The sequence below is a fragment of the Neisseria sp. HMSC058F07 genome, assembly GCF_001810035.1.
Taxonomy (GTDB): Bacteria; Pseudomonadota; Gammaproteobacteria; order Burkholderiales; family Neisseriaceae; genus Neisseria; species Neisseria perflava.
The window spans coordinates 290,710-304,315 of sequence record NZ_KV799706.1 but is presented as its reverse complement, the minus strand read 5'-3'; the positions used below and the strand labels follow the sequence as shown (position 1 = coordinate 304,315).

Sequence of the window (13,606 nt, the reverse complement as noted above, 5' to 3'; positions counted from 1 at the left end):
TCTTTAAGGATTACGATAGACGCATTTCAAAAAAACTATTACCGAGTGGCGGCACTTGAAATTTTCCCAGTCTGCCACTATCCTGAACAACATATTTATCGATCCCCATTCAAAAGGAAACAAACATGAGCAGCGAATTGATTATCCACGCCAGCGATGCCAGCTTCGAACAAGACGTTTTGAAATCCGACGTACCTGTATTGCTGGACTTCTGGGCACCATGGTGCGGCCCTTGCAAAATGATCGCCCCAATCTTGGACGACATTGCCTCCGAATTCCAAGGCCGTCTGAAAGTCGTTAAAATCAACATCGACGACAATGAAGCCACTCCTGCCAAATTCGGCGTTCGCGGCATCCCTACCCTGATGGTGTTCAAAAACGGCGAAAACGTTGCCACTAAAGTTGGCGCATTGGCTAAAGGTCAACTGACTGCATTCGTTGAAGCCTCTATCGCTTGAGGCTTTAAGCATATAAAAAGGCCGTCTGAAAATTGTTTTCAGACGGCCTTTTTTGTATTCATTAAGCAGCCAATGGTTTCAAAGTCAGGCTGGCATTTTCAGCTTTCACTTTAAACAGCAAATCAATATTCGGATGTTTGCCCGGATTGGCTTCGGCATCGGCAACATGTTCGGCAAACCATGCCAGGCCGCGTTCTGCCGCCGCTGCGTCAAGTTTACCGCCAAACTCTTGCGCCAAAGCATGGTAAAGCTTGAGCGAGCCTTGTTTGCCGGGTGCATTGGGAATGTGATGAACCACATTGCCCTCTTTGTCGAGAATATCTAAGCCGCTCAAATGATCGATGGCAGGCATGGCGGCAAGATTATCTTGGAAGCTCATGATTGTCCTTTCTGATGTGGGTTTTAAAGCAAACCATATAACAAGGCCGTCTGAAAGTTTAGGTTTGACACTTTTCAGACGGCCTTAAACATTTCAATTAACGTGTACCGAAAATCTTATCGCCGGCATCGCCCAAACCGGGAATGATGTAGCCGTGTTCGTTCAAGTGGCTGTCGAGCGCGGCAGTGTAGATGGTTACATCAGGATGCGCGTCATTGACGGCTTTTACGCCTTCCGGAGCGGCAACCAATACCAATGCTTTGATGTTACGGCAACCTTTGGCTTTTAAAAGGTCGATGGTGGCAACCATAGAGCCGCCGGTCGCCAACATTGGGTCAATAATCAGTGCGGGACGTTCGTCCATGCTGTCGACAAATTTTTCAAAATAAGAAACCGGTTTCAAAGTTTCTTCATCGCGCTGCAAGCCGACAACGCTGATTTTGGCAGTCGGAATCAGGTCGAGTACGCCGTCAAGCATACCCAAACCGGCACGCAAAATCGGGACAACGGTCAGCGTTTTGCCTTTGATGCGGTCGCCTTCAATAGAGCCGCACCAGCCGTCAATAATATATTTTTCAATTTCAAAATCACGGCTGGCCTCATATGCCATCAGACGTGCCAACTCGGTGGTAAGCGTGCGGAATTTGTAAGTGCTGCAATCCGCTTCACGCATCAGCGTGAGTTTGTGGCGGACTAAAGGGTGGTTGATAACGGTAACGTTCATGTTGATTTTCCGAATTGCGTTGATGGAGGGGGATTATACTTTTTTTCGCATGGCGCGCAAAGTGCGTATTCATGCGAAAGGCCGTCTGAATCAGGGTTTCAGACGGCCTTTGTCAACAATTTTACATTACGGAATATTGTGGATAATTAAGCTTTCAGCAATTCTTGCAGTTCGCCTGCTTCATACATTTCCATCAAAATGTCGGAGCCGCCGACAAATTCGCCGTTAACGTACAGTTGAGGAATGGTCGGCCAGTCGCTGTATTCTTTAATGCCTTGGCGTACGGCATCGTTTTCCAATACGTTGACAGTCACATAGTCGGTGCAACCTGCCGCATTGAGGATTTGTACGGCACGGGAAGAGAAGCCGCATTGCGGAAATTGCTTCGTGCCTTTCATGAACAATACGACGCGGTGTGTGGTAACGACTTCTTTGATTTGATCGTGGATAGAGGACATGGTGTGTTCCTTTTTACTAAATCGGTTGTTCGGGAAAAATCAAATTTCCCGCCATTATACGCAAATTGATGAAGTTGAGGGGCGTTTATCAACGTCGGATCTGACCGTTGCCGTTGATGTAGAACTTGGTCGAAGTCAGCGCTTCCAAACCCATCGGGCCGCGGGCGTGCATTTTTTGGGTGGAAATACCAATTTCCGCGCCCAATCCGAAAACAAAGCCGTCGGTGAACCGAGTGGACGCATTGACATAAACCGCCGCCGCATCAATGCTTTCTTGGAAAAACTCGGCATGGGCAATGCTTTGGGTCACAATCGCTTCCGAGTGATGCGTCGTATGGCCGTTAATCCAATCGACGGCTTCTTCCACTGATTTTACCGTTTTGACCGACATAATATAGTCAAGAAACTCGGTACTGTAATCTTCCTCGGTTGCCAAAACAGCATTTTTAAAAATACGCAGCGCTTCCTGATCGGCTCTAAATTCGATCGGATGCACTTTGGCAACGGCTTCTTCCAGTTTTGGCAAAAACGCTTCCGCTATCTTTTCATGAACAACCAAAGACTCCGCGGCATTGCACACGCTCGGACGCTGCGTTTTCGCGTTCACGACGATATTGACCGCCATCTCCAAATCGGCACTGTCATCCACATAAATATGGCAATTACCGACTCCGGTTTCAATGACGGGAACTTTCGATTTCTCTTTCACCGTCTGAATCAAGCGCGCGCCGCCGCGCGGAATCAGTACATCAATATAATCAACCGCCTGCATCAATTCCTCAGCGGCAGCATGACTGGTATCTTCAACCAGCTGCACCACATCGGCATCCATCCCCGCTTTTACCAAAGTCTGCCTGATGACGGCAATCAATGCGGTATTGGAATGGATGGCATCGCGACCGCCGCGCAAAATAATGGCATTGCCGGTTTTAAAGGCCAGAGAAAACGCATCGACCGAAACATTCGGGCGGCTTTCAAAAATCATGGCAACCACGCCCAAAGGCACGCGTTTTTGAACTATTTTCAAACCGTCCAAATTGATATAGCCGCGGACAACCTGCCCAATTGGGTCCTGCAAATCGGCAACCTGCCCAACGCCTTCCGCAATGCCTTTGATACGTTCGTGATTCAAACGCAGCCTGTCGAGCATAATGTCCGAAATGCCGTTTTCTTTTGCAGCGGCCAAATCGCGGGCATTTTCTGCCAAAATCATCTCAGCCTGTTCAACCAACGCCGTTGCAACCTGACGCAGCAGATTGTTTTTTTCCAAGCTTCCCAAGCTGATTAACGTTTTACTGGCTTTTTGGGCATTCTTGCCCAACTGTTCGATATAGCTCATCAAACCTCCCTATTTCTCTTGTGCAAACCACGTTCCAATAGGCGCGCCATCTAAAACCTGAAGAATATCGCGCGGATTGGCGCTGTTCATCAACACCATCTGGCCGTGATGTTCAAACATCATCTGCGCACTCTTAATCTTACTGAACATGCCGCCCGTACCAAACTTACTGCCCGATCCGCCGGCAGAAGCAATAATTTCTTCGGTAATATCGGCAACATGGCTGCGCAGCTTGGCATCGGCGTGAACAGCCGGATTTTTATCAAACAAACCGTCAATATCGGACAACATAATCAGCAAATCGGCTTTAACGATTTTCGCCACGACTGCCGACAAACGGTCGTTATCGCCAAACTTGGTGGCATGGTCCATCTCATCCACGCTGACCGCGTCGTTCTCATTGACAATAGGGATGACGCCGATGGAAAGCAGGGATTCAAAAGCATTGGTAACGTTTGCCAAACTTTCCGGATATTCGACCACATCACGCGTCAGCAGGATTTGCGATACCGTCATCCGATAATGGGAAAAAATCTGCGAGTAAAGGCTCATCATGGCCACTTGGCCGACGCTGGAAACAGCCTGCTGCTGCGCCATTTCCGCCGGACGTTTTTCCATGTTGAGGACATTCAGCCCAAAGCCCATCGCGCCGGAAGACACCAGCACAATTTCTTTGTCCTTACTGACCAAGCTGGAAATGACAAAGGCCAGTTGGTCGATTTTTGCCAAATTGATTTTGCCGTTTGGCAACACCAACGAACTGGTTCCAATCTTAATAACAATGCGTTTTACTGCTTCAAAATCTCGTTTCATTATTCTCCTCTGCTTTCTATTTTTATGATTGCATGCGGCATTATTTCAGCCAAACGTATCCATATCATAACTGCGAAGCAATAGAAAATACAGACAAAATTAAAAACGCTTCCTTTAAAAGCCGTATTTTCAGCTCTTATCCGAATCCGTTAATAACAAAATAAAAGGCCGTCTGAAACCCTATTTCAGGTTTCAGACGGCCTTTTACCGATTGTTTAAACTCTAGCCTGTCACGATAAATACAGACCGTTCCCTACAAAAGCTTATTTGTGTTCAGAAATAATTTTCAGCATTTGTGCCAATACTTTAGGATTGGCCGCAACGATGTCGCCGCTTTCCAACCAGCCTTCATCGCCGGACATATCGGTAACGATGCCGCCTGCTTCTTGGACAATCAATGCACCGGCGGCAATATCCCAAGGTTTGAGGTTGAACTCAAAGAAACCGTCCAAACGGCCGGCCGCAACGGCACACAAATCCAAAGAAGCCGCGCCTTCACGACGGCCGCCGGCGGTTTTTGACAAGAAATCTTTCAAAATCGCCAGATACTTGTCCATCATGCTTTGATCGACAACAGGGAAGCCGGTACCAATCAGGCAGCGGTTCAATTCGATGCGGTTGGAAACGCGGATACGGCGGTCGTTGAGCAACGCGCCTTTGCCGCGGGAAGCCATGTATACGTCGTTGCGCTCAGGTGCGTACACCAAAGCTTCTTGCAACACGCCTTTGTGCAGGAGTGCCATAGAGATGGCGTATTGGGGATGGCCGTGGAGGAAGTTGGTTGTGCCGTCGAGCGGGTCGATAATCCATTCGTACTCGGCGGTGGCTTTACCGTGGGAGCCGCCTTCTTCGCAAGTGATTTTATGATGCGGATAGGCTTCTTTGAGCGCTTCCACCAAAATCATCTCGGAGCTGCGGTCAACATCGGAAACGAAGTCGTTGAATGCTTTGCTGTCTACTTTGACGGCATCCAGATTGCCGGCGGCGCGAATCATCATTTGCCCTGCTTTACGGGCGGCTTTGAAAGCGGTATTTAAAAACGGATTCATGGTTTTCTTCCTAATTCAGGTAAAATACGCCCTAATGCGCCGAACAGGCACACAAGAGGCTGTTAATCGTTTCCGATGCTGTTAAAGAACATTTCAGACGGCATGGAAAAAGGCCGTCTGAAAACAAAAAGATGGCGCATTATACCTGATTCCCGTACAAACAGAAAACAAAACATGACTTCCGAAAAACCCGCCCTGCCCGCCTATCTGGACAATATCCGCATCATCCTCACGCGTACCAGCCATCCCGCCAATATCGGCTCCGCCGCCCGCGCCATGAAAACAATGGGCCTGCACAAACTGACCATCGTTGCCCCCCAATCTGATGGCAACGCCGATGACGGAAAATCCGCCCGTATTCGATCCGGAGCATCCGCAATCGTTTAAATTACCGGAAGAAAGTTTCATCCTCGCTTCCGGTGCGGCAGACGTTTTGGAAAATGCCACCATTGCTGCCTCTTTGGACGAAGCCCTTGCCGACACCACCATCGCCTGCGCCCTGACCAGTCGCCGCCGCGAAATCACCGCGCCGCTGCAAACCCCGCGCGATTTGGTGCCCGAATTACTGCAGGCCGCCAACCGAGGCGAAAAAGTGGCACTGGTTTTCGGCAACGAGACTTTCGGCTTGAGCATCGAAGAAGTCCAAGCCTGCAACCGACTGATGACCATCAACGGCAATCCCGACTATTTCTCGCTCAACCTCGCCCAAGCCGTGCAGGTCGTGTGCTACGAAATCTTCAGCCAAACCGATTCGCCCATGACCCATCTTCAACAGGAAGACCACGCTGCGACCCATGAGCAAATCAAAGGCATGGTCGCCCACATGGAAAGCGTGATGAACGACATCGGCTTTTTCAACCGCCGCAACGGCGAGCGCCTGATGCGCCGTATGCAGAGCCTGTTCGGACGCGCCAACACGCAAACCGAAGACATCGACATCCTGCGCGGTTTTTTCAATACCGTCAGCCACCGTATCCATAAAAAAGACTGATTTAAGGCCGTCTGAAAACATTACAAGCTTTTTCAGACAGCATGACTGATATTCGGATAAGCATGAATTACGCCCTAGACGCATTATGGTGGAAACTCACCAGCCAACCCGTCCGCGACCTCGCCTCGCTGCTGACTGCGCCCCCTTTGTGGCAAAGCGGTTGCGAATTGAGCGTGCGCGAACTATTGGGGGAGCACGGTTTCCGCTACCTTTTGGCATTGGACGCCGATCCCGCGCCGCTGATGGATCACCTTGCCCAACGTTCCCCATTCGGCCACCGTCTCGGCATTTATGCCGAAGAGTTGTTGACGTTTTGGTTTGCCAACGCGCCGCACGCCAAACTGCACGCATACAACCTGCCCGTTTTTTCAGACGGCCAAACTTTAGGTGCCGCGGATTTTGTCGTTTCCCTCAACCAACAGCCCTACCATATCGAGCTGGCGTGTAAATACTACGGCGGAGACCAAGTGCAAAACCTGCACGGTCTCAACCCTAAAGACACGCTGACGGACAAGGCCGCCAAATTGGTGCAGCAATCCCAGCTGCTACATACACTGCAAGGCAAAGCAGCCTTAACCGCACAAGGCCTGCCGGAAAATCCGCTTCCTGCTTCCATCGTGCGCGGCATCGGATTTTTTCCACAAGGTTTCCATGCTTTTGAGCCGCCACTTAACTCATACGGCTGGCGCGGCATCTATATTCAAGATTGGGCGGAATACTGGTTTGAACACCAAGAAGTCCGCTACCACCTGCTCGACCGTATGGCCTATCTCGCGCCTGCTCGTGTCGCCGAAACCGAAACATTGAACGAAACCGAAATCCGCCGTATCGACCAAGGCTTGATTGCCGTTTTGGAATTACGGCCGGACGGCTTTTGGCACGAAATCGAACGCATCATGAAGGCCGTCTGAAACCCTTTACCAACTTTAAGAGAACCCATTACATTATGAACGCCGCACAACTCGACCATACCGCCAAAGTTTTGGCTGAAATGCTGACTTTCAAACAGCCTTCCGATGCCGTCCTCTCCGCCTATTTCCGCGAACACAAAAAGCTCGGCCGCCAAGACCGCCACGAAATCGCCGAAACAGCCTTTGCCGCATTGCGCCACTATCAAAAAATCAGTACCGCCCTGCGCCGTCCGCACGCGCAGCCGCGCAAAGCAGCACTCGCCGCACTGGTTCTCGGCAGAAGCACCAACATCAGCCAAATCAAAGACCTGCTTGATGAAGAAGAAACAGAGTTCCTCGGCAATTTGAAAGCCCGCAAAACCGAGTTTTCAGACGGCCTGAATACCGCCGCAGAATTGCCGCAATGGCTGGTAGAACAACTGCAACGGCATTGGAGCGAAGAAGAAATCCTCGCCTTCGGCCGCAGCATCAACCAACCTGCCCCGCTCGACATCCGCGTCAATACCTTGAAAGGCAAACGCGATAAAGTGCTGCCATTGTTGCAAGCCGAAAGTGCCGATGCAGAAGCCACGCCTTATTCGCCTTGGGGCATCCGCCTGAAAAACAAAATCGCGCTTAACAAACACGAGCTATTTTTAGACGGTACACTGGAAGTCCAAGACGAAGGCAGCCAGCTGCTTGCCTTATTGGTGGGCGCAAAACGCGGCGAAATCATTGTCGATTTCTGTGCCGGTGCCGGCGGTAAAACTTTGGCTGTCGGCGCGCAAATGGCCAACAAAGGCAGAATCTACGCATTCGACATCGCCGAAAAACGCCTTGCCAACCTCAAACCGCGCATGACCCGTGCCGGACTGACCAATATCCACCCCGAACGCATCAGCAGCGAACACGATACCCGTATCGCCCGACTGGCAGGCAAAGCCGACCGCGTGTTGGTGGACGCGCCCTGCTCCGGTTTGGGTACTTTACGCCGCAATCCCGACCTCAAATACCGCCAATCCGCCGAGACCGTGGCCAACCTTTTGGAACAGCAACACAGTATCCTCGATGCCGCCTCCAAACTGGTGAAACCGCAAGGCCGTTTGGTTTACGCCACCTGCAGCGTGTTGCCGGAAGAAAACGAGTTGCAAGTCGAACGTTTCCTGTCCGAACATCCCGAGTTTGAACTCGTCAACTGCGCCGAACTGCTGCAAAGCCTGAAGGTTGATTTGGATACCGGAAAATACCTGCGCCTCAACTCTGGAGAACACCAAACCGACGGTTTCTTTGCCGCTGTATTGCAACGTAAGGATTAAGGTTGAAAAAGGCCGTCTGAAATCCTTTCAGACGGCCTTTTTAATAGATTTTTTACATTAAAATCATTAGAAACGATAGTCGCGCTCTGTAATAATATACTTTAAGGCATGTATCTTGACCTTTCATCAGAATATTGTGAAAAGCTGGAAAAAATGCTTTATGCTTTGTAAATGTATGTGTTCTCGTTCAAAATTCGCCCGGTCATGCCTCAGGCGATACCCGATACGGACAACGATAATATATAAATCATTTGGTTAGAAATCATGCCGCATATTTATTCTTCCCCCACAAAGCTCCGTTTATTGTCATCGGCCGTTGCCGTCGCCTGCTGTCTGATGCCGTTTCAGACGGCCTCTGCATACAGCCTGCAAGACATCCTCAGGGATGCTTTAATCAGCGACCCGATTGTGCGTGAAGCAAAAGCCACTCAAGAAGCAGCGCAAAGCACGACCAAAGCTACGCGTGCGCGCCATTATCCTGTCGTTACCCTGACCGGCACGAAAGTGCTGGCGCAACACAATAAATATAACAGCAACGACATGGATGACGGTATCGGCGTGCGCGGCAGCGTGAACATCTACTCATGGGGTGCGATTGAAGCCGCCGTCCGCCGCGACCGCAGCCGCGAAGAATACTATCAACACAAATACACCGAAAGCCAAGAGCAGCTCGGCAGCGATATCGGCCGCCTCTACCTGAGCGCATTGCGTGCAAAAGAAACCCTGATCCTCAACGAGCAGACTTTAGCGCGCCACAACAACCTCTTAAAAGACTTGGACACCATCGTCAAATATGATGCCGGCCGTCGTTCCGAGCTGATTGAAGCGCGCGCGCGCCAACTACAAGTGGCAAACATCATTGCCCAACAACGCCGCACCATGGATTTGGCCCTGAGCCGCCTGTCCCGCTATACCTCGCGCCAGCTGACTGCCAACGACTTGGAAGATCCGTTTAAAAACGACACGGCGAAATCCATCACTGAACGCTTCAACAATCCCAACCGCAACAACAATCCGTCCTATCAGGCGCAATTGGCCGAGCGCGACAGCGTCCGTGCCGATTTGGACGCCTCCAAAGCCGAACGCCTGCCTGCCCTCAATTTGGAAGGCAGTGCAACGCGCAACACCAGACAGCTTTATTTAAACGTTGCATGGAATGTGTTGGATATTGCCGCACGACACAATGTGGAACGCAATGCCAAATCATTGATTGCCGCAGAAGCCAAGTCCGAACAAATCCTGCGCGACATGAACGAACGCGTTCAAACGTCGGCCATCGATATGCAGGAAAGCGAACAGCGTACCGCGCTGACGGCGCAACACATCGCCGCCCAAAAAGAAGTCATCAAAGTGTATGAATTGCAATTTAAAATCGCCCGACGTACGCTGACCGACGTTTTGAGCGCATACAGCGAGTTATCCTCCATCGAGCAGGATTATGTTGCCGCCCGCAACGATTTCCGCGATGCGGCGCTTGACTATTTAAATACCCAAGCCAAAATCTCCGCTTGGGTCGGTTTGGCACAAAAATAAAGCCATATCCGCCGGTTAAACCAAAAACATTACGCGAAAAAATATGAAAGCCATCATTGAACACATCGTTTTAGTGACCCGCCTTTTGGGTGCGCCCGTATCCGAAGCCGCTTTGTCCGCCGAAGTCGTGCGCGACAAAAAGCTCAAGGTCAACTATCACTCACTGGTCGAAGTCCTGCGCAGTCACGGCTTTGAAAACACCTTATCCAAACGCAATCTGGAAGACATCCCCTCGCTCGCTGTGCCGGTTATGATTATCCTGCACAACGAAGAAGCAGCGGTCATCACCCAAATCGAAGGCTCCGGCCAAGAACGCAAATACCATATCCGCCAGGTTGACGGTTTGGAACAGGAACTCAGCCACGAGCAGCTCTCCGGCCTGTATTTGGGCTACTGCTGGTTTATCAAACCCAAAATGGCTACCGATATGCGCTCGGAGCTGCCTGAATACCATTTGCCCAAAGCATGGTTTTGGAAAGTCATTTGGCGTTTCCGCAGCTACTACTACCAAGTCATCTTGGCCACCATCATCATCAACTTCCTTGCGCTCGTCAGCTCCCTGTATGTGATGAACGTGTACGACCGCGTGATTCCCAACCAAGCCTATGAGACCTTGTGGGTATTGAGCATCGGCGTGGTCTTGGCGATTTTGTTTGAGTTTGCCGCCAAGATGATTCGCGGCCACTTGACCGATATTGCCGGCAAAAAAGCCGACCTGATCATCAGCTCCGCCCTGTTCCGCCGCGTGATGGCATTGCGTCTGGCAGACCGTCCTGCTTCTTCCGGTTCATACGCCAGCAACCTGCGCGAATTTGAAGCCGTGCGCGAGTTCATGACCAGTGCCAGCTTGTTGACCATCGTCGACTTGCCTTTCCTGTTGCTGTTTATCTTCGTGATTTCCATGGTCGGTGGCAAACTGGCACTCGTTCCCCTGACCATCATTCCGATTGTCGTGATTGTCGGTTTTGTCGTACAACGACCGCTCTCGCGCCACATTAACGAATCGATGAAAGAAGGTTCGCAACGCTCCGGCCTTGCCGTTGAAGCCATCGAAGGCATCGAAACCCTGAAAACCAACAACGCCACATCTTGGGCGCAACAACGTTGGGACGAATACACCGCCAAAACTTCCGCCTCTTCCATCAAAGTCAAAGACACCAGCAACTTCATGGTCAACTTTGCCGTTGCCATGCAGCAGCTCAATACCGTCTTTTTGGTCGTCGTCGGTACCTATCTGATTCATGCCGACAACCATGCGGAACGCATCACCATGGGTGCATTGATTGCCTCCGTGATTCTGTCCGGCCGTGCTTTGGCGCCATTGGCACAAATTGCCGGTTTGGCCACCCGCTTCCAACAGGCCAAACTTGCCCTCAAAGGCGTAAACGACATCGTTACCCGCCCTATCGAGCGCAATCCGGAACGCAAATATATTACTTTGGACAATGTTCAAGGCAATATTACCTTTGAAAACGTATCGTTCAAATATCAAGCCGACAACAACAGCGCGGTCGAAGATTTGCGCCTGACCATCAAACCGGGCGAAAAAGTCGGTATTTTGGGCCGTATCGGCAGCGGTAAAAGCACCATGCTCAAACTGGCCAGCGGTCTGTACGACACTGAAAAAGGCAACGTTACCCTTGACGGCGTCGATATGCGCCAGCTTGACCCCAACTTCCTGCGCGATCAAGTCCTGCTGTTGAGCCAATCGCCACGCCTGTTCCTCGGCACATTGCGTGAAAACATGGACTTGGCGCGTACCGGCAGCTACTCTACCGACCAAGACTTACTGACTGCACTCAACCGCTTCGGCCTCGACAAAATCATCCGCAACCATCCACGCGGTTTGGATATGCCTCTGGGTGAAGACGGCTTGGGCTTGTCCGGCGGTCAAAAACAAATCATCGCCCTGGCGCGTATGACCTTGCGCAACCCGAAAGTCGTCTTGCTGGACGAGCCGACCACCAGCCTGGACCAAGCCACTGAGCGTATGGCGCTCAATGCCATTGCCCAATGGGGTCGTAACCGCACTATGCTTTTGGTGACGCACCGTCCGCAAGTGCTGCAAATCGTCAACCGCATCATTGTGATGGACAATGGTAAAGTCGTGATGGACGGCCCACGTGACTTGGTATTGCAAAAACTCATGCAAAACGAACAAGCCAAAGCAGCCAACGTCAAACAACAGCAACAAGCTGCTGCAGTCAAACAGCAGCAACAACAAGCTGCCTCAGCCCCTCAATCGGCAGCACAATAAAGCAAAAGGCCGTCTAAAAATCTACTTACCCTTTCAGACGGCCTGCCCTAATGGTTAAAATCCACCAAACACAATAAAGATACACGATTATGAGCCGCGAAAACAACGTCAAATCCAAAGACCTACACCTCATCAACGACCTCAATGCCGCCCTTCAAAAAGAAAAACACAGCGGCCAATTTTGGGTCATCATCCTATTCTTCCTTTTCCTGATTGTCTTCGTCGTCTGGGCATACAACAGCCCTGTCGAAGAAGTGACCCGTGGCAACGGCAATATCATTCCCAGCAGCCGTGAGCAAGTAATCCAAAGCCTAGATCCCGGCATCGTCACCGAAATCATGGTTAAAGAAGGCGACATGGTCGAGAAAGATCAGATTCTGATGAAACTCGACGACACGCGTAGCTCCGCCGTTTTGCGTGAAAGCGAAGCCAAAGTCGAAAACCTCGAAGCTACTGTTGCCCGCCTTAAAGCCGAAGCCTACGGCACCAAGCTCTCCTTCCCTGATAGCGTGGGTCCCGAGCTTCGCCGTCGCGAAATCGCCGCCTACAAAGCACGCCGTCAAGCCATGACCGATGCCGTCAGCGGCCTTTCCCAAAGCAAGGCCGCACTTGACCGCGAAATCGCCATTACCGCACCTATGGTTGCCGAAGGCGTGGTTTCCGAAGTCGAACTCTTAAGAATGCGCCGTGAGTCTGCCGACTTGGCCACCCAAATTTCCGAACGCCGCAACCGCTACAAAGCCGATGCCAACAACGAACTTTTGCAAGCCGAATCCGAGCTGGCGCAATCCAAAGAAAACGTTGCCATGCGCGCAGACCCGGTTGAACGCTCGCAAATCCGCGCTCCTATGCGCGGCATCGTCAAAGGCATAAAAGTTACCACCATCGGCGGCGTTGTGAACGCAGGCGAAGACATCATGCAAATTGTCCCCGTTGACGACAAACTGCTGGTCGAAGCCTATATCCGCCCGCAAGACATCGCCTTTATCCGCGCAGGCCAACCTGCATTGGTTAAAGTCAGCGCATACGACTACTCCATCTACGGCGGTTTGGAAGGCAAGGTTACCCTCGTCGGCGCCGATACCGTCAGCAATTCCATGCAAAACCGTGCCAACGACTTAAAACTTGATCCGAACCAAGTTTATTACCGTGTTCTCGTCCAAACCGAAAACAACTCCCTGAAAGATAAAAACGGCAAACCCATGCCGATTATTCCGGGCATGGTTGCAACGGTAGACATCAAAACCGGTGAAAAAACCATCTTCCAATACCTGATCAAACCGATTACGCGTATGAAACAAGCGTTAAGCGAACGCTAATCGATAAAACGATAAAAGGCCGTCTGAACGTTTTCAGACGGCCTTTGATTTCTGTTTTCACTATGCCCGTTTATCCGGCA

12 protein-coding genes and 1 pseudogene are annotated in these 13,606 nt (G+C 51.0%); 7 read left to right on the top strand and 6 right to left on the bottom strand.

Features of this window, described 5'->3' with window-relative positions:
* Positions 1-125 precede the first annotated feature (125 nt).
* Positions 126-458, top strand: coding sequence for a thioredoxin TrxA (gene trxA, locus HMPREF2696_RS09480; RefSeq protein ID WP_003681479.1), 333 nt, complete (start codon positions 126-128; stop codon positions 456-458).
* 61 nt (positions 459-519) lie between these two features.
* On the opposite strand, the gene HMPREF2696_RS09475 is transcribed toward trxA, so the two are convergent.
* The 6 genes from HMPREF2696_RS09475 to HMPREF2696_RS09450 form a co-directional block, all read right to left on the bottom strand.
* A complete protein-coding gene (locus HMPREF2696_RS09475; RefSeq protein WP_049335566.1) occupies positions 520-837 on the bottom strand; it encodes a DUF2322 family protein in 318 nt (105 codons plus the stop codon).
* A 97-nt stretch (positions 838-934) separates the two neighbouring features.
* Positions 935-1,561, bottom strand: coding sequence for a uracil phosphoribosyltransferase (gene upp, locus HMPREF2696_RS09470; protein ID WP_004519527.1), 627 nt, complete (start codon positions 1,559-1,561; stop codon positions 935-937).
* Between the two features lie 146 nt (positions 1,562-1,707).
* Positions 1,708-2,019 (bottom strand): Grx4 family monothiol glutaredoxin, encoded by a 312-nt coding sequence (gene grxD / locus HMPREF2696_RS09465; protein ID WP_003681608.1) that lies wholly within the window; start codon positions 2,017-2,019, stop codon positions 1,708-1,710.
* Between the two features lie 88 nt (positions 2,020-2,107).
* Positions 2,108-3,358, bottom strand: a complete 1,251-nt coding sequence (locus tag HMPREF2696_RS09460) for a glutamate-5-semialdehyde dehydrogenase (protein ID WP_049335564.1) — start codon at positions 3,356-3,358, stop codon at positions 2,108-2,110.
* 9 nt (positions 3,359-3,367) lie between these two features.
* Positions 3,368-4,171 carry a glutamate 5-kinase gene (gene proB, locus HMPREF2696_RS09455; protein ID WP_049335562.1) on the bottom strand — a complete coding sequence of 268 codons (804 nt, stop codon included), beginning with the start codon at positions 4,169-4,171 and terminating at the stop codon, positions 3,368-3,370.
* A gap of 263 nt (positions 4,172-4,434) precedes the next feature.
* Complete coding sequence (locus HMPREF2696_RS09450; RefSeq protein WP_070588364.1) at positions 4,435-5,220, bottom strand: inositol monophosphatase family protein; 786 nt, start codon at positions 5,218-5,220, stop codon at positions 4,435-4,437.
* A gap of 174 nt (positions 5,221-5,394) precedes the next feature.
* On the opposite strand from HMPREF2696_RS09450, the pseudogene HMPREF2696_RS09445 reads away from it, so the two are divergent.
* The 6 genes and pseudogenes from HMPREF2696_RS09445 (at position 5,395) to HMPREF2696_RS09420 (ending at position 13,526) form a co-directional block, all read left to right on the top strand.
* A pseudogene (locus HMPREF2696_RS09445) lies at positions 5,395-6,211 on the top strand (RNA methyltransferase).
* A gap of 41 nt (positions 6,212-6,252) precedes the next feature.
* A complete protein-coding gene (locus HMPREF2696_RS09440) occupies positions 6,253-7,122 on the top strand; it encodes a DUF1853 family protein (protein ID WP_049335560.1) in 870 nt (289 codons plus the stop codon).
* A gap of 35 nt (positions 7,123-7,157) precedes the next feature.
* The gene (locus tag HMPREF2696_RS09435) at positions 7,158-8,417 is read left to right on the top strand and encodes an RsmB/NOP family class I SAM-dependent RNA methyltransferase (protein WP_049335559.1); all 1,260 of its coding nucleotides are present in this window, start codon (positions 7,158-7,160) and stop codon (positions 8,415-8,417) included.
* Positions 8,418-8,681: 264 nt separating this feature from the next.
* On the top strand, positions 8,682-9,950 hold the full coding sequence (locus tag HMPREF2696_RS09430; protein ID WP_371440887.1) for a TolC family protein: 1,269 nt from the start codon (positions 8,682-8,684) through the stop codon (positions 9,948-9,950).
* Between the two features lie 43 nt (positions 9,951-9,993).
* The gene (locus tag HMPREF2696_RS09425; protein ID WP_004519516.1) at positions 9,994-12,207 is read left to right on the top strand and encodes a type I secretion system permease/ATPase; all 2,214 of its coding nucleotides are present in this window, start codon (positions 9,994-9,996) and stop codon (positions 12,205-12,207) included.
* Between the two features lie 89 nt (positions 12,208-12,296).
* Positions 12,297-13,526: an HlyD family type I secretion periplasmic adaptor subunit gene (locus HMPREF2696_RS09420; protein WP_004519515.1), complete on the top strand. Its 1,230-nt coding sequence runs from the start codon at positions 12,297-12,299 to the stop codon at positions 13,524-13,526.
* The last annotated feature ends 80 nt before the right edge of the window (positions 13,527-13,606 follow it).

Bases quoted from the DNA above. Each gene is read 5' to 3' on its own strand.
- HMPREF2696_RS09450 (WP_070588364.1), bottom strand. From the start codon at position 5,220: ATGAATCCGTTTTTAAATACCGCTTTCAAAGCCGCCCGTAAAGCAGGG.
- grxD (WP_003681608.1), bottom strand. From the start codon at position 2,019: ATGTCCTCTATCCACGATCAAATCAAAGAAGTCGTTACCACACACCGC.
- HMPREF2696_RS09460 (WP_049335564.1), bottom strand. From the start codon at position 3,358: ATGAGCTATATCGAACAGTTGGGCAAGAATGCCCAAAAAGCCAGTAAA.
- HMPREF2696_RS09475 (WP_049335566.1), bottom strand. From the start codon at position 837: ATGAGCTTCCAAGATAATCTTGCCGCCATGCCTGCCATCGATCATTTG.
- HMPREF2696_RS09425 (WP_004519516.1), top strand. From the start codon at position 9,994: ATGAAAGCCATCATTGAACACATCGTTTTAGTGACCCGCCTTTTGGGT.
- HMPREF2696_RS09430 (WP_371440887.1), top strand. From the start codon at position 8,682: ATGCCGCATATTTATTCTTCCCCCACAAAGCTCCGTTTATTGTCATCG.
- HMPREF2696_RS09440 (WP_049335560.1), top strand. From the start codon at position 6,253: ATGACTGATATTCGGATAAGCATGAATTACGCCCTAGACGCATTATGG.
- HMPREF2696_RS09420 (WP_004519515.1), top strand. From the start codon at position 12,297: ATGAGCCGCGAAAACAACGTCAAATCCAAAGACCTACACCTCATCAAC.
- proB (WP_049335562.1), bottom strand. From the start codon at position 4,171: ATGAAACGAGATTTTGAAGCAGTAAAACGCATTGTTATTAAGATTGGA.
- HMPREF2696_RS09435 (WP_049335559.1), top strand. From the start codon at position 7,158: ATGAACGCCGCACAACTCGACCATACCGCCAAAGTTTTGGCTGAAATG.
- upp (WP_004519527.1), bottom strand. From the start codon at position 1,561: ATGAACGTTACCGTTATCAACCACCCTTTAGTCCGCCACAAACTCACG.
- trxA (WP_003681479.1), top strand. From the start codon at position 126: ATGAGCAGCGAATTGATTATCCACGCCAGCGATGCCAGCTTCGAACAA.